Here is a 15,896-nt window from a genome sequence, read left to right as displayed (position 1 = left end):
AGTCTCGCGTCTCCTGGTTTGACAGATGCTGTGCTCAATCTGGCCTTTTTGGGGCCGAACGATCACTCTGTGTTTGTTCGATATGCCGCATAATCGTCGCGGTGTTATCGCGCTTGTCATTGTTCCACAGCTGTTTTGCGACGGAAGCGGCCACGTCACGACTGTGGATGAGGTGGCGACGGAAGCGCCGACAATGTGAACAAATCATCAGGTGAAGACGGATTTGCAGCTTTTGCCAACCTTTGTAGTGGCCGTCAATGTCGTCGCTGGCGCGCTCGCTGACCTTTTTGCACGTCAACATTCTCCTGTCTCCTGATAATGATTAACGACGTCCATCAGGCGCAATCTGGCGCGGTGGAGTAATACCCGGACGTTGCCTTCGGCAAGGGATAACAGGGCGGCAATTTCGGTGAGCGCGACCTGTTCCAAGTCCCTCAATAAAAACACGGCCTTTTGCTTTTCGGGCAGGGTCGTCAGCGTGTGCTCGATACAGTGCCGCAGTTGATCTTCCTGCAACATCAGTTCGGGACTATTGATATCCCAGCGCTTGGGGGGGGAGGTCCAGTGACCCTTTTCGTCGAAGGCGCTGGGGTCCAGCGTAGCGCCAGCCTCGTCGATATCGCCAAAGCTGACCTGACGTTTTTCTCGCCGCAACCGAGATTTGGCCTCGTTGCTAACGATTTGAAACATCCAGGTGGCCAGGCTGGAGCGGCCTTCAAAACGTCCCACAGCGCGATAGATCGATGCCCAGGCCTCCTGCACCACATCCTCGGCAAAGGTGTCGCCAACTATAGAGCGGGCAACGATCAACATCTTAGGGTGATGATCGGCGATGAGTTGCCGAAAGGCCTCGTTGTCACCACGCCGCAGGCGAGCGAGTAGAGCGTCTTGTGAAGTGTTGGGCACCGTGTTGTCCGTTGTGCGGGAGTCCTGGCCATAGTGTGGCGGATTTACCCACAAACAGGCAACTGCGGCGTAAGCCCCAGTCGGCACCGGCCTAGTCTGCACGAAATTAGCCAGCACCAGATTAGTCAGCACACTGATGCCCTGCCTGGAAGCGCCGACCCAGCCAGTAATCCAGGCTGACGTAGCGGCCACCGCCGGTACGGATGAGTGCCAGCAACATAAGCAAGTATGTCATCGCGAATTCGATGCCGTTGTTGAGGATTACAAAATTGCCGCTGGCGGTCAGCCAGTCGTAGTGGCCGTGTTCTCGGAGAATGGAGCGAGCGGCCTCTAGCTTGGCGGCGGAGGCCTCGACCTGTTCATTGGCAAAGGGGGCACTGGGATCGGCAATGGCTTGCCAGCCATTATCCCAGTGTACGGTGAGGGCCGCGACCAGCATGGTGACCGCCAGGGGAACGGCAATCCAGCGGGTGGCAAGACCCACCGCCAGGAACAGTGCTCCACCCAGCTCAGCCGCGGTGGCCAGGGCCGCCATCAAGGTAGGAAAGGGCAGTCCCAATCCCCAATCGTCATTGCCAAACCAATTGACGGTATCTTGAAAGTGCATCAACTTACTGCTGCCCGCCATCCACATCACCGGTACAAGGTAGAGCCGCAAGGCCAGGGCCGGCAGGCCGTCCAGTGGTGCCAGGCTGGCAGCTAGGCGCCGGTTGATAGTCGCTATGAGGTGGGCGATCCGGGTCATTGTGTAAGTGCTCCATGTGCTGGCGTGTTGGCAATAGACGAACGAGATGGCCCGGCGTTACACGCTGGCATCCAGGCGATGGACTCTCTATAGTGGCGTCCGCATTACCGTGGATGGCCACCTGTTTGGTCGATCAGCTTGCTGGCGCCGGGGGCGTCGGTCTGTTATTTCCCTATTGCATCGCTATTGAGGTCACTTTGGAGAACAGTCGGGTTACCAGCCGCGACCTGCTGATCGGGGTCAGCTTGTCGGTATTTACGGTGTTTATGTCCTCGACTATTTCGGCGATGACCAAGCATCTGTCCGCTACGGTACATACCGCGGCAATCATCTCCGTTCAGTACGGCCTGAGCCTGGCCCTGATCATGCCTTTGGTGCTGCGCCACGGTGCTATCAGTTTGAAAACCCAGCGTCCTGGCATGCACCTGTTGCGCGGAGTCAGCGGCTGTGCCTGTTTTTACCTGTACTATTACTGTCTGGGCCAGATAAGTTTGGTAGAGGCCACTCTGTTGCGCAGCAGTGCGCCGCTGATGGTGCCGCTATTGATTGTTGTCGGTTTTGGTCAGCGGATATCCCGGTCGTTGTGGATACCGCTTTTAGTGGGGTTTGTCGGGGTGATGACAATTCTGCGGCCGGGCTTTACCCAACTCAGTGTGTGGCATTTGCTGGCATTGGCCTCTGGGCTGGGTCTGGCGCTGTCGATGGTGTCCACCCGGGTGTTGGTGGAGAGCGAGCCCCAACACCGAATCCTGTTTTACTACTTTGCCATCTCCTTTGCGGTCAGCCTGCCTTTCTTTTTTCTCAACTATCGCCCGATTCCGGCGGAGGCGTGGTGGGGGATGATCTACACCGCGGTGGTTGCCTACCTGTGTTTTGTTATGTATACCCTGGCCTACCGCTATGTTCCGGCGTCACTGCTGGCGCCCACTAGCTATTTCGGTGTGGTGTTCGGCGGCTTGATGGATTGGTTGATATGGCACCATGTTCCCGACGCGGTAACCGTTGTGGGCAGCGTATTGGTGATCCTTGGCGGTGTTCTGGTGTGGCGGGTTGGCCGGGAATCTGAAGGCCGACTTTAAGACGGCAGGGCCCCCAGCCTCTTAAGAAAGGCCCCCAGCCTCTTAATAAAGCGCCTACAGCCCCCAAGAAAGGGCCTCCAGGCCTTTAAGAATACAGCGGCGGCAAGGCCGTATTCGGACTTTTTTCCCGGCTGTTTTTCTCTGCGCGAACTCGATCTATGGCCTCCAGTAGGGCGCGTTTATCCACTGGATCGCTATGGGCTTGGCTGAACAGCTGTTGATCCAGTTGCTGGCAAAACCGGGCCAGCGCCGGCAACTCTACACCCAGCTGGTGCAATGAGCATGGTCGGCCCACGTAGGTGCTGGCCCAGTTCAGCAGACTAGAGCGCAATTGCGCCGGACTACTTTGCTTGTCGCGACACGCTTTTTTTAGGGCCTGATAGCAGGCTTTCTCACTGTCACTATCGGTGCTGGTGGTCCCGCTCTGGGTCGGGCCAGCAGAGCTATGACGGCGCCGCCACAATAGCACCAGGGTGACGATATTACTTATCACAAGCAGAGCCAAAATAGCCCAAAGCCATTGGGGCGCGGCAGTGATGGATGTCAGCTCATCATTGCCCGTCTGGGTGGCGGGGGTGCTGGCATCGGTTGCGGTGTGGTCGCTCAGAGCGGGCAACACAGTAATACGGCGGGCGGGCAGGGTTGCCACCTCCTGCTTACTTGTCTCGGTGTTCCACCAAGGGATGCGAATTTCGGGTAATTGGTAGTCCCCCGGTTGGGTGGGAATGATCGCGGTGGATTCTACCCGCCGTCCCAGCACACCGCTGTCTACCGTGTTTTTATCAATACTGGGCTGGTCTGGATAAAGCTTGGCACCGTCCAGTTGAGTTTCAGGTAGGTCGGGCAGCTGGGAACCCAACAGGCCTTCGGCATTTATTTCCAGTCGCCGCGTAATGGAGTCGCCGACCCGTACTTCGCCCAAATCACGACTCCAGTTTTCCTCAATGCTGAGACTCTTGGCAGGCAGCCACACCGGGCCATCAAAACTATTGGGGGGCGCCATGACTTTGACCCGATGCCGAGGGCTGCGTTTAACCACCAGCCGACCGGGGTCCAGGAGCGATTGGCGGTAGCTCTCCACTCTGGCCTGCAGGGTTAGGGCGGGGACAATCAACTCGCCGCTGGTTTGCGGAAATATCGCATAGCGGCGCTCGATTACTTGATAGTAGCGGCCATTGATTTCCTTGCTGTAGCGGTTTTCCCCCAGCGATTCCACCACCGCATCCTCTAACTCCGGAGACTCCAATGACGCGTCGAGAAAGTTGACGGAGGTAAACACCCGCACGGTGTATTCCAGCTGCGACTGCACATAAGCCCGTCGGGGAGTGATGTCGGACTCCAGGTAGACTTGTTCGCTACCCGTGGCGCTGCGGGCCGGGGCGTCTGTCACGGTGACGGTAATGGGGCGGGTTTGATATTTGCCCATCGGCAGGGCGGGGATGGTGAGGGTGCCCTCGCGTTTTGGAGCCAGCGTGTAGTCCCATTGCCGGCTACTGTTGGCTTTACCATTGATAATATGGGTGCGACTGCTTTGCTGCCGATTGAGGATATGGAAGTCGTTTTCCAGTGCGGAGACGTCCGGTTCATCTGAGAACAACATGGAATCTGCCGTCAGCGACAGGGTCAGGGTTTCGTCGGCGGACAGTTGCTGGCGGTCGACACTGGCTCGCACTGTAGTTTCAGCAATAGCGGGCAGCACGGTGGCGATAAGCGCGCCGGCAAGAGCAAGGGCCTGCCATAGGCCTGGGCGGAATATCAAGTTAGTAGGGAGCATAGTCATCGTCGTCCGGTACCTCGCCATCGTTGCGTCGCTGCAAGTATTGATAGCGGAATTTGTTGCGCAGCAGTTGATCGGAACTGTCGGGGATTTGCCGTAGCCATTGTTCTCCGGCTTGATCCTCTTCAGACATGCGTCCCGATACCGCGCCCTGAGTGGGGGCTTTCGCATTGTCTTCGGGCTCGCCCGCTTGTGCTGCTTGGGCCTGATTCTCTGGCTCGGCGTCGTCTGCCTGGGCGGATTGCTTGACGTAATCGTCAGCGGTTTGCTGCTGGGCCTGTTGTTGAGCGTCGTCGTGTTGCTTGCCGGTGTCTGTGTCCTTGCCCTGAGTCTCTTGATTGGCGTCGCTGTTCTGACCGCTTTGCGGCGACTGATTACCGTCTGATGGATTCGTGTTGTCCTGTTCGGCTTTGCTTTGATCGCTGCTCTGGGATTCTCCATTGGAGTCCGACTCCGACTGGTTGTCGGAGTCGCCCTGCTGGCCGTCTTGCTGGGATTGTTGTTGCTGCTCTTGTTGCTCTTGCTGTTGTTGAAGAATATCCCGGTTGCGGGCGGCATCCTCCAAATTTGGATCTTTCTCCAGGGCTTGCTCGTACGCGGCGATGGCCTCTTCAGGCTGGCCAGCCTGTGCCAGGGCGTTGCCGCGGTTGTAGTGGGCCGTGGCACTATCGCTTTTTGCGAAGGCTTCGGCGGCTGCCTGATAGTCGCCGGCGCGGTACAAAGCGCTACCCCGCCACATGGGGTCAGTAAATTTGGTGGCGGCTGCGGCGGGGTCGCGCTCCATCAGTGCCGCGCCCTGCTGATCCGGAGTGCGCCACAGGTTTTGCCAGAGCGAACTCCCCGACCCAGCCTCTGGTGTCGGTGCCTGGGCATAAACTGGCGGCGACTGCAGTGCCAGCGTGCCCACCAACAGCGCCGCCGGTGCGGCGACAATAAGGGCGCCCAGAGCCGAGCGGTGAAAGCCCAGCAGTGCCAGGGGCAGCATCAACAGCACGAACCAGATACCGCCATCCTGCCATTGGTCGGCGCGCCGTTGGCTGCCTTGGTCGGCACCAAGTGGTGAACCCGACAGCGCGGCCGGGGCATCACCAAAAGGAGCGATGTCGCTATTGTCCAGGGTGAGTTCCCGGTACTGGCCACCGCTCTGTTCCGCCAGCTCCTGCAGGTGCTCACGAGTGAGTTTGGCGACGGCGATATTGCCTTGGGCGTCTTTGATAAAGCCGCCCTCAGTGTTGGGGATTGGCGCACCGTCCGCCGTGCCCACTGCCAGCACAGAGATACTGTGGGGGCTATCCTGCGCAAAAGCCGACACCGCCGGCCACTGTTGTGCATCAATGCCGTCGACCACAAAGAGTATCCGACCGCGTCCTGCCGAGCCCTGCTCCAGCAGCTGTTGTGCCTGACGAAGCCCCGCCAGTGGATTGCTGCCCTGGAGCGGCATCATTGCCGGTGATAGCGAAGGCAGCAGAGTGAGCAGCGTATTGCCATCATCGGTGAGCGGCGCCACCACGAAGGCGTCACCGGCACTGGCGACCAGCCCGGTTTGGCCTTCCTGGCGTAGGGTCAGCAGGTCGCGAATCTTATATTTGGCTTGTTGCAGCCGGGATGGCTGAATGTCCTGGGCGTACATAGAGGCGGATAAATCCAAAATCACCACCAAGGCGTCCTGGCTTTTGACAAGTGGTGTGGCCTGGCGTTGCCAGGCTGGTCCCAGCAGCGCGATCAGACCCAGCAGGCAAAGCGTGATAATGGCTGCGCTGCGATAACGCTGCCTTCGAGGCGCCGTTCCCTCAAGCAGGTGGGGGAGCAATAGTGGGTCAATGTGATTCTGCCACTGTCCCCGTCGACCTTGCGCTCGGATCAGCGCAAAGGCGATCAGCAGTAGCGGAATGGCCGCCCAGGCAAATTCGGGCCGCAGCAGGGTAAAGCCAGCACTCATTCATCGACCTCCCTGTTTTGCCGACCAATATGACGCTCACCCCAGGCACTGACAAAGGCTATCAATGTCGCGCAGACCAGCGCTGCTAACAGCGGCCAATGCAGCAGCGAACGCCGTGGGCGCAGGGGTTGGCTGTCCTGCTCTATGGGCTCCAGCGTGGCGATATCACTGTAGGCTTTCTGGAGCTCGGCTGGATTGCGGGCCCGATAGTATTGTCCGCCGGTGGCTTCGGCGATACCGCGCAAGGTGTTCTCGTCCAGGTCGGCGGAGGGATTGACGGTGCGTGCGCCAAAGCGGCTGCCAAACAGCCCGCCAATTTCCATTTCGGTGGCGCCTACACCGATTGTGTAGATACGTATGCCAGCTTTGGCAGCCAGGTCCGCTGCCCGCATGGGCGGCAGGGTGCTGGCAGTGTCGGCGCCATCGGTCAGCAGGATAAGCACCCGGCTGCTTTGCTGCCGTTCTCTAAGGCGCTTAATGGCAAAACCGATAGCGTCGCCAATGGCGGTTTGCTTGCCGGCAAAACCCACCTGAGCCTCGTCCATCAGTACCTGCAGCGTTTGTAAATCAAAGGACAGAGGCGACTGAATATAGGCCTGTGAGCCAAACAGAATCAGCCCCAGCTTGTCTCCCTGGCGTTGGCGGACAAACTCGTTGACCACGGCTTTAACCACGGTAATGCGTGGTAGGGCGCGGTCATTGATGACCATGTCTTCTTGCGCCATGGAACCGGAAATATCCACCGCCAGCATCAGGTCTCGGCCACTGGTGGGAAGGTTGATGGGGTCTCCCACCCAGTTTGGTCGACAGGCCGCGGCCACCAGACACAGCCACAGCAGGCTCATTAGCAGCAGAATGAAAGCGTTGCCGCCGCGATTGTTGCGGGTTTCCTGTTGCCCGATCAGTTCCTGCCAGTCTTGATAAAAGGGCGCCCGCAGTGCCGCGCCGGCATTGCTGCCACTGCGGCTGAGCCAGCGCACCACCAGGGGCAGGGGCAGCAGTAGCGCAAGCCAGGGCCAGCTAAACTCCAGCATTACCCCGGCCTCCTGTTGGTTGTGGCGAAGCGCTGGTTTTTCTCTGTCGGCTCGCGGTGATACTTCAGCCACTGCTTTGCAAAGTTGAGCAGTGCGTCCCGGTCCAATTTGGCGTCTGCGCCATAGGCGACGGCCTGCCATTGATCGAATGTGGCTCGATCCAGAGGCGGTGTTTTTCCGCCGCTTTGGCATAAATACTGGTGCCACGACTCGCCGGTAAGGGCCGCGGCGTTGGTGCCTGAGGCTTGAAGGGCGGCCCGGCGCAAGAGTTGATTTACGGCACTGGCAAAGTGTTGGTCGGACCGTGCTTGGTCAATCTTGTTGAGCTCGCCAGCGGCCTGCTGGCGATAGCGATTGCGCTGGGCGCGCTGGTGCAGCCACCATGCCGCGAGCGCGACGATAGCTATGCTGAGGGCAAGCACTAACCACCAACCCGGCGCCCAGGGAAAACCGGGCACCGGCTCGGGCAGGTGGATATCGGCCAGCTGGGGGATCGGTGTCTCTGCTTCCCCTGTCATACCAGTCGCAGCTCCCGGTCCAGGGTTTCCGTTAACGCTTGGTTGGTGCTCAGGGCGAGATAGTGAATACCGCCGCGCCGCAGGCTGTGCTGCAAGGCATCGATGCGTTGTTGTGCTTGCTGTCGGTAGCGCTGCTGCAGTTTTGGCGTTACCGATAGCGACAGGCGGTGTTCGCCATCGCTGATGGGGTATTGCCCTTTGCCAGGCAGCTCTCTTTCCAATGGGTCGCTGATTACCGCCGCTATAACATCGTTGTGGCGGGCCAGCAGGTGTAGTTGGCGCTCGGCGTTGTCGTCGTAGCGTTGAAAGTCACTCAACACAAATACCGAGGACCCGGGGCGAGTGATACGGCGCAGTTCTTCCAGCGCGGTGGCAAAGGGCAGTTGTGGCGGTTCCTGGCGCTTGGCATTGAGACGTTGATTGAACTCTGCAGCGCTGTGTAAAAAGTGCAGTACCGCGCGCTGGTTGCGCCGGGGCCGTATTTCCCGGTGGTTGTCGTTGTCAAAAATCAGACCGCCGACCCGGTCGCTGCTATCCAGAGCCGACCAGGCTAACAGGGCGGCGCAGTGGCAGGCCAATACGGATTTGAAGCAATGACGGCTTCCGAAGAACATTGACTGGCTTTGGTCCAGACAGAGCACGATGGGGCGCTCTTTTTCTTCTTCAAAAATTTTGGTGTGAGCCTGGGTAGTGCGGGCGGTGACCCGCCAGTCGATATGACGGATTTCATCGCCGCCCTGATACTCGCGAACATGATTAAATGCCAATCCACGACCTTTAAAGGGGGCGGGGTGTTGGCCGCTTTGCCGGCTGTAGTGCCGACGTTGTTGCAGGCGAAGCCGGCGGGCGGCAAAGCGGCTGCGAATGAGTGCTTGCTGGTCAACGTAGGCGCCGCGAACGGCATCGGCGGCGATGTCGGCCGCTGTCTTCATGCCACCGGCACCTGCTGCAGCAAACGGTCGATCAGCTTGTCTTTGTCGACACCATCGGCCTCGGCAGTAAAGCTGAGAATCAGGCGGTGGCGGAGTACGTCGTGGGCAATATGCTGGACATCATCCGGGCTGACATAATCTCGGCCCCGCAGCCAGGCCAGGGCCCGAGAGCAGCGATCCAGCGCCAAAGTAGCCCGGGGACTGGCACCTACCTCAAGCCAATTGCCCAAGTCGGCGTCCCATTCACCGGCGCGGCGGGTGGCCACCACCAGCTGTACAATGTACTGCTCGACGGCCTCGGTCATGGTCAGTGACAAAATCTCCCGGCGGGCCTCAAAAATAGTCTCTTGGGGCAGTGGCGTGGGAGGCGGTGTTTGCTGACGCTGTTCATCGCGGACCTGACGGAGGATGGCGAGTTCGGATTCGGTGTCTGGGTAGTCCACATAGACATGCATCAGGAAGCGGTCCAGCTGGGCTTCGGGCAGTGGATAGGTGCCTTCCTGTTCCAGCGGGTTCTGCGTGGCCATCACTAAAAACAGTTCGGGAAGACCAAAGGTCTTATTGCCGACACTGACCTGCCGTTCGGCCATGGCTTCCAACAATGCTGACTGAACCTTGGCCGGAGCCCGGTTAATCTCGTCGGCCAGCACCAAGTTGTGGAAAACCGGCCCGCTCTGAAATTCAAAGACGCCGGTTTCCGGTCGGTAGATATCGCTACCGGTGACGTCACCGGGCAGCAGGTCGGGGGTGAACTGGATGCGCTGAAAATCACCCTCGATTCCCTCGGCCAAGGCTTTAATGGCGCGAGTTTTTGCCAGCCCCGGGGCCCCTTCCACCAGCAGGTGACCGTCCGCCAGTAAGGCGATCAACAACCGGTCGATTAATGCTGATTGGCCAATAATTTGTGAGCTTAACCAGTCGCGCAGCTGGCCAATGGGCTGATGATGGCTCATGAACTGTCCTATTCGTTTTTAAATTGCGGAGTCTGACACTGTGTAGTGGGGGCTGCGTGCAGCAATCTCAAGTTAGTGTGCCGCGCTCCCCGTTTGGTTGCATTGGCCGGCTACATTTTGGTGCTGGGTGGTACCTTTGGGGCTTGCTTCCAGTGGCACACTACTTGCTCAAACCTAAGCGCTCAATTGTGCATGAGTTTTGCCGCGGCAACTAGTCGAGTGTGGTGTGACAGCGTGGCATAGGTTACTGATCCCGAGGGGTCTCCAACAAACTATGGATGGCGCACGGCGTTTAGTCTGAGGCTTGCTCGCGTTAAGCGGTGGCATCGGCGAGACAGCTTGCGCAGGGGGATAATGATGACGAAATGTAAGTTTCAACACTGGCTATCGATTTTTTTTCTGGCCGTCAGTCCGCTGGCGATTGCGGAGTCGGGGTGTCAGGCGCCTACAGGGTCTCAACCCTTGGTGTTGTCAGACTGCCAGCAGGGCGACGTGCTGGTATTACGGGGGGTTAACTTCGCGACTGCTTCGGCACAGTTAACTCCTGATTCCATATCACTGCTGGACAATGTTGCTCAGGAGCTTATGGCTAACCCAACGGTGCAGGTGGCCATTCAGGGACACACCGATGCTGTGGGCTCTCAGGAGTACAACCTGAATCTGTCCCGAAATCGCGCCCAGTCGGTGAAGAACTATCTGACAAATCAGGGGGTTAACCCCTTGCAATTGCAGTCTTCTGGCTATGGATTCTCTGTGCCTCTGGCGTCGAACGACACCGCGTCAGGGCGGGCGGCAAACCGCCGGGTAGAAATGAAATTGGTAGGGACCTTGGTGTTGGCGCAGCCAAAGCCACAAAAGGTCTACATGTCGACCTTTCAGGCCAAACCCCAGGTGTTGACGGTGCCCGCGGGAACCGAGGTAACGTGGGTCAATTACGATGAAATCTCTCACAACGTGACTTTTCGCAATGCCTCGGTGTCCAGCAACAAGAGTTCGCGAGTGTGGAATATGCCGTGGCTGGGTGAGACTTACTCACTGACCTTTGATCAACCGGGTGAGTATGTCTACAAGTGCGATGTACATGGCGATGTCAACGGCCGTATCGTGGTAGAACCCAGGGTCGATAAACTGGTGACCACAGAATCGCCTGTTTATCCCGGACAAACAACCTCGTCCTACATGGCTCATCAGTCTGTGAAGCCCTACCCCAGCAAGTAGTCCAAATAAGCTGGAAGAAGCGTCGTAGCGATGGCTCGCTGCGGCGCTTTTTTTGTGCGCGAATCCCCGTATAAGGGCATGCTCGCTTGGCAGCGAGCGGTAAAAATATGCTCGAAGATGGTGCGGGTAATGCTCAGTCTGCCGGAACAGCTCTTCCATCACACCAGTGCCGCAGTGCTGCCAGGGACTCGCTCATGGTGACCGACAGGGGCACGGTATTGGCGATTTCCTCCAGCAGGTGACTGGTGTCCAGGGCCTCCTCCCGGGCCCGGGCAGTATAGCCGGCAGAGACGACGGCCTGTTCAATTTCAGCCCCGGTGAAGCCGTCGCTGGCCTGGCTAAGCGCTGTGCAGTTGAACTGGGAAACGGCATGACCGCGTTTTTCCAGATGAATCCGGAAAATAATTTCCCGGACTGGATCGCTGGGCAGGTCGACAAAGAAAATTTCGTCCAAACGTCCTTTACGAATCAGTTCAGGCGGCAGTCGGGAAATGTCGTTGGAGGTGGCCACCAGGAACACTGCCTCTTTATTCTCTGCCATCCAGGTCAGTAGCGTGCCCAGCACACGCCGGGCGGTGCCGCCATCATTGTCGTCACTGCCAATGCCCTTTTCTATTTCATCAATCCACAGCACGCAGGGGGACATAGTCTCTGCCATCTTCAGGGCCTCGCGGACGTTGCGCTCAGACTCACCAAAAAATTTGTTAAAGAGTGCCCCCATATCCAGGCGCAGAAGCGGCAGGCCCCACAGGCCCGCCACTGCTTTGGCAGCCAGGCTCTTGCCGCCGCCTTGGACTCCCACCAGCATAATGCCCTTGGGCGCGTCTGACTGTGCCTGCTGAAAGGCCTGCTCCCGCTTGGCAAGCCACTCCCGCATACGGGTTAGGCCGCCGACTTCTTTAAAGCTGGCGGTGTCGTATTCAAAGCTGAGCACACCCTCCATATCCAGTAGCTCAAATTTAGCCTTGTTGACCTGGGCCAGATCGGAGTGGGTGATGGCGCCGTCGTGGTAGATGGCGCCCCGGGCCAGCTTGCGGGCGTCCTCCAGAGGCAGGCCACGGAGATTGCCCACGAGTTTGTCCAGCGCGTCCCGGTCAGTGCGGACTTTGCGCCCTTTGTCTTTGGCAAACTGCTGCGCCTCCCGATGGACCACCGCCATGAGTTTGCGCTCCTCAGGCATGGTCAGGCTAAAACGGGCGGACTGGCGCTTGAACTCGGCGGGGATATCCAGGGCATGGCTGATTAATATCAGTCGCTGGCCACTGCTTTCGGCCTGCATGGCAATCTCTTTTATCAGGCGGACATTGACGGGCTCATTGTGTAAATAGGGGTGGAAGTCGCAAAGGGCATAGAGTCCGGCAGTGCCGCTGCTACGAATGTGCTTGAGGGCGGCTTCCGGCTCTGCCGTCGTTCGCTGGGAGCTGCCCTGATCAAAATCGATCCGGCGCAGTCCATCGGTAACCGACCAGCCAAATACGGGCAGTGCCAGTTGTATGCCCAATTTGCTGAGCAGTGCCAGAGCCCGTTGTTCTTCCCAGGTTTCGATGACAATGACCGGTATATGGGATTCGATGAGTAGGCGGAGATCGTGGCTGTCGTTCATGGAGGGGTCTCGGCAAGTGACTGTATTGCAAATGGCTATTTTGCAAGTGGTTATATGCTTGAATGGTCGGATGGCTACTGGCCGGCGGTGTCGTTCTCCGTCGGTGATGGTGGTGAGTTATTTTGCTCGCTGGGTGGCGAGGACTTTGTCGATGGTTTGATCAGTTGCTTGAATAGTTGCTCGGCGGCTTTGGATTTTTCCTCCCCTAACTTTTCTTCAAGGAAGGATTTGGCTTTGTCGTCGATTTTGTCCTTGAGCTTTTCTTTGGCAATGTCTTCGGCAACCCGCATATCGGGAAGGCAGGTGCTTAAATCGAGACCGTCAAAGCTGGCTTGGCAGCGGATAGGAATGTCGCGATCCAGCAGCTTGGGGTTGTCGATGGTGCAGGGCGAGTGCTGCTTATCCTGGCTGGCCAGTCGAGTGTTAAATACCACGTCGAACAGGGATTGACCGAGGTCTACTTTGCCCTTGGCAGAGACTGCCAGCTGGGAGACGCCGGCTTTGAGCTGCTCGATGCGAGCGACTCCCTTTTTGAAGTGAATACGAGTCGTGGTGTCGGCGAAGTGGGTGACGTCCGCCCACTCGGCCGGGTTAAAGGCCTGCTTTTGAACCGCAGTCACCAGGCGACAGAAAGCCCGCTCGATATTCATTCCGCTCAAGGACAGCTCTCGTCCCGTCACACTGAGGTGGCCGTTCAAGGCTTGTTGTAAAGCTGAGGCATGGTTACCCCGGGTAGACAGTTGAAAGGCAATATCACTGTTGCCAGAGAAACGTTCCTCCAGTTGCAGGTCCTTGAGCACTCTGCCAAGGGGGAGGTGGCTAGCTTGTCCCTCTGTACTGACCCGATAGGGCATGGCACCGGTATCAAGCTCGCCGGCCAGGGTAATAGGGCTGTCGTAGAGCTTTCCTTTTAGCGATGAGAGGGTCACTTTGCCGTCGCGGGCTGCAAGGCTGAGCCTGGTGTCGGTGAAGGGCAGGCGGCGTAGAGTAAAACGGCCGGCTTGGACGTCTGCTTCGAGCCTGAGGTCGGACAGCGCCGAGAAGTCCCACTCTTCGCGCTGCGTTGGTGATGACGCCTCTTCTTTATTGCCCGGTTCAGTGGAATCCGGCGGTGGTAAATAGCGATCCAAATCTATCTGATCAAGGTTCAGGGTGACCCGAATAGGTCGGCCACCGGCATCGCCAAGGGGAAGAGAGAGCTTACCCTTGGCGGTGGTGTCGTCCAGGGTAAGCGCAATTTCAGTTACATTGAGTAATGTCTCTGTAACACTGAATCGGCTGCGCACTGAGGTGTTAGTAAGGCTTTGGGGGTCAGCTCGCTCCGGCAACGGCAGGGTTAGCGCGGCCGCCAGGGTCTGTGGATTGAATTTAGCAACGCTTACCTGGCCCTGTACATCCAGTGGGTCGAATTGAAGCTTGGCATCGCCGCTGATGCGCAGGGGATTGAGCTCGGGAAACAACTGTAGGTGCACCTTGTCCAGGGCGAAGGTCTTGGCATTGTCGCCGGGCATGACCACGGCGCCGGCCTCCACCGTGGTATTAATGGTGCGCGCCTGCCCATCGCCACCCGTTGCAAGCGTTGCGTCGATTGCCCCGGCCAGTTTCCAGTTGTCGGCGATCCCCGCCTGGTACTTGCCCGTGACGAGGAGTTCGCGGGCTTGTACGCGGTTGCCTTGATTGTCGGTATAGCTGATATTGCCGTCCTTGACGGCAAGAGTTTTTATGCTGAGGGGCTCCTCGAGATTGACCGACAGCGAAAGGAGAGGGAGTTGAAGTCGGCTGTCAATTTCCTTTTCTCCGGCACGGTAGTGCAGGGCGATGTCGACATTGGCGTCTTGCAATTCGAGCGCACTGAACTGCGTATTCGCGTTCAATGTCGATTCGATTGCAAATTCGCTGCTGACGACTTGGGCGGGATCGCTGGCGGTGAGCTTTGCCTTTAGCGCTACTGTGCTTGGCGCCCCAGCTTGCCCCAGGTTTTCAATCACTACGTTGATATTGCTGACACTGGCCGTTTGCGCAGTTAGGCGGTTTATGTAGTTGATTTGGCTGTCGACGACCCGAAGTTTATCGATGGAAATGGGCGTGGAGTGTGAGTCCTGGTTCGGCGGCGTTGCGCTTGTTTGAGTTGGCGTCTCCCCGGGCGGGTTGGTTCGGTCAATCAGCGTTTGCCAATTGTTGTCGCCGTTCTCATCAACCTCAAAACGGGCTCGCAGCCCTGCCACAGTAATGCCGATAACCTGCAGCTCTGAACGCAGCAGAGGGCGCAGAGCCACCGACACCGCAAGGCTATCCAGCTCTGCCAGTGGCGGTGCATCAATGGCACCCAATGCCGTGTCAGTGGTGATAATCTGTATTTGCGGATAGATTCGCCAGTCCAGCTCCCCTCTCAAATGCAGGGCTATACCCTGCTGTCTGGCCAGGTCCTCTAGGTCATCGCGGAATAGTCCTGGGTCAATCCAGAACAGCAAGGCGGCAATAGCGGTTGCGGCAAGTGCGAGTATGCCCACCGTTGCCAGTGCGACCCATTTCAAGGTGATGTATACGGCTCTAGACATGGCGTATTCCAGTCAACAGGTCCGATAAATAGTACACGCCTCCGCTAAGGCAACACTAATGTTTACAGATAACTTCAGGCATGCCAGCTATCTATTTTTACGCGCCCTGTTTTTCAGCGTGCCGGATTGATTACGGCTGCGCCGTAGCGATCCAGAAAGGCCTGTGGCATGCGGCGCGGTCGACCGCTGCTTTTGCGAATGCAGACCACTTGCCAGCGGGCGCGGAGCAGCGTTTTGCCATCCTCCTCCCGGACCAATTGGAAGCGCCGCTCCATCGTCAGGCGGCCGTCGTTTCCGGTGAGCCAGGTTGCCATAACGCAGCGCTCGCCTGCGTAGGCGGCACCGGCGTAATCATATTCGGCATGGCGGATAGCCATGGCGGCGTCGAGTTCGCAGTAGGCATTGAGATCCAGGCCTAAATGTTGGGAGTGCTGCCAGCCGGCGTCCTGGCACCAGATCACGTAGGCCGCGTTATTGGCATGTCCCAGTCCATCTATGTGTTGGTCTTCTACACAGATAGTCAACGTGAAGGGGTTGGGGTAGTCCCAGTCAATAGTGGTAGCAGTCATAAGGGCTTCGTACAGACATTGTGCGACGTATTATCCAGGTCTTGTACAAACATGCCATTCGCCCT

General features: G+C 58.1%; 14 protein-coding genes. 2 read left to right on the top strand and 12 right to left on the bottom strand.

What is annotated here, in order from left to right:
• Window positions 1-34: 34 nt before the first annotated feature.
• The 3 genes from I6N98_RS13605 to I6N98_RS13595 form a co-directional block, all read right to left on the bottom strand.
• Window positions 35-301, bottom strand: a complete 267-nt coding sequence (locus I6N98_RS13605) for an anti-sigma factor family protein (protein WP_198568894.1) — start codon at window positions 299-301, stop codon at window positions 35-37.
• Window positions 295-906, bottom strand: a complete 612-nt coding sequence (locus I6N98_RS13600; RefSeq protein ID WP_232787342.1) for an RNA polymerase sigma factor — start codon at window positions 904-906, stop codon at window positions 295-297. The genes I6N98_RS13605 and I6N98_RS13600 overlap by 7 nt, the downstream gene beginning before the upstream one ends.
• Before the next feature lie 121 nt (window positions 907-1,027).
• Window positions 1,028-1,651, bottom strand: coding sequence for an HvfX family Cu-binding RiPP maturation protein (locus tag I6N98_RS13595; RefSeq protein WP_198568893.1), 624 nt, complete (start codon window positions 1,649-1,651; stop codon window positions 1,028-1,030).
• A gap of 92 nt (window positions 1,652-1,743) precedes the next feature.
• On the opposite strand from I6N98_RS13595, the gene I6N98_RS13590 reads away from it, so the two are divergent.
• Entirely contained in the window at window positions 1,744-2,730 is a 987-nt protein-coding gene (locus tag I6N98_RS13590) for a DMT family transporter (protein ID WP_232787341.1), read from the top strand.
• A gap of 85 nt (window positions 2,731-2,815) precedes the next feature.
• Here the strand turns inward: I6N98_RS13590 and I6N98_RS13585 are convergent, their stop codons facing one another.
• From I6N98_RS13585 to I6N98_RS13560, 6 genes are read right to left on the bottom strand one after another with little or no spacing between them, the layout of a single operon-like run.
• On the bottom strand, window positions 2,816-4,510 hold the full coding sequence (locus I6N98_RS13585; RefSeq protein ID WP_198568892.1) for a BatD family protein: 1,695 nt from the start codon (window positions 4,508-4,510) through the stop codon (window positions 2,816-2,818).
• Complete coding sequence (locus tag I6N98_RS13580) at window positions 4,491-6,446, bottom strand: VWA domain-containing protein (protein ID WP_198568891.1); 1,956 nt, start codon at window positions 6,444-6,446, stop codon at window positions 4,491-4,493. Before I6N98_RS13580 ends, I6N98_RS13585 begins: the two co-directional genes overlap by 20 nt.
• Complete coding sequence (locus I6N98_RS13575; protein WP_198568890.1) at window positions 6,443-7,480, bottom strand: VWA domain-containing protein; 1,038 nt, start codon at window positions 7,478-7,480, stop codon at window positions 6,443-6,445. The genes I6N98_RS13580 and I6N98_RS13575 overlap by 4 nt, the downstream gene beginning before the upstream one ends.
• A complete protein-coding gene (locus I6N98_RS13570) occupies window positions 7,480-7,998 on the bottom strand; it encodes a DUF4381 domain-containing protein (RefSeq protein ID WP_198568889.1) in 519 nt (172 codons plus the stop codon). The genes I6N98_RS13575 and I6N98_RS13570 overlap by 1 nt, the downstream gene beginning before the upstream one ends.
• Window positions 7,995-8,930 (bottom strand): DUF58 domain-containing protein, encoded by a 936-nt coding sequence (locus tag I6N98_RS13565; RefSeq protein WP_198568888.1) that lies wholly within the window; start codon window positions 8,928-8,930, stop codon window positions 7,995-7,997. Before I6N98_RS13565 ends, I6N98_RS13570 begins: the two co-directional genes overlap by 4 nt.
• On the bottom strand, window positions 8,927-9,883 hold the full coding sequence (locus I6N98_RS13560; RefSeq protein ID WP_198568887.1) for an AAA family ATPase: 957 nt from the start codon (window positions 9,881-9,883) through the stop codon (window positions 8,927-8,929). The genes I6N98_RS13565 and I6N98_RS13560 overlap by 4 nt, the downstream gene beginning before the upstream one ends.
• 354 nt (window positions 9,884-10,237) lie before the next feature.
• On the opposite strand from I6N98_RS13560, the gene I6N98_RS13555 reads away from it, so the two are divergent.
• The gene (locus I6N98_RS13555; RefSeq protein ID WP_198568886.1) at window positions 10,238-11,101 is read left to right on the top strand and encodes an OmpA family protein; all 864 of its coding nucleotides are present in this window, start codon (window positions 10,238-10,240) and stop codon (window positions 11,099-11,101) included.
• A gap of 133 nt (window positions 11,102-11,234) precedes the next feature.
• On the opposite strand, the gene I6N98_RS13550 is transcribed toward I6N98_RS13555, so the two are convergent.
• The 3 genes from I6N98_RS13550 to I6N98_RS13540 form a co-directional block, all read right to left on the bottom strand.
• Window positions 11,235-12,704, bottom strand: a complete 1,470-nt coding sequence (locus I6N98_RS13550) for an AAA family ATPase (RefSeq protein WP_198568885.1) — start codon at window positions 12,702-12,704, stop codon at window positions 11,235-11,237.
• A 74-nt stretch (window positions 12,705-12,778) separates the two neighbouring features.
• Window positions 12,779-15,262, bottom strand: coding sequence for an AsmA family protein (locus I6N98_RS13545; RefSeq protein ID WP_198568884.1), 2,484 nt, complete (start codon window positions 15,260-15,262; stop codon window positions 12,779-12,781).
• A gap of 113 nt (window positions 15,263-15,375) precedes the next feature.
• A complete protein-coding gene (locus I6N98_RS13540) occupies window positions 15,376-15,831 on the bottom strand; it encodes an acyl-CoA thioesterase (protein ID WP_198568883.1) in 456 nt (151 codons plus the stop codon).
• Window positions 15,832-15,896 lie beyond the last annotated feature (65 nt).

This window comes from Spongiibacter nanhainus (assembly GCF_016132545.1).
GTDB classification, from domain to species: domain Bacteria; phylum Pseudomonadota; class Gammaproteobacteria; order Pseudomonadales; family Spongiibacteraceae; genus Spongiibacter; species Spongiibacter nanhainus.
Note: the sequence above shows the minus strand (reverse complement) of the source record. Positions and strands in the feature narration are given on the sequence as shown.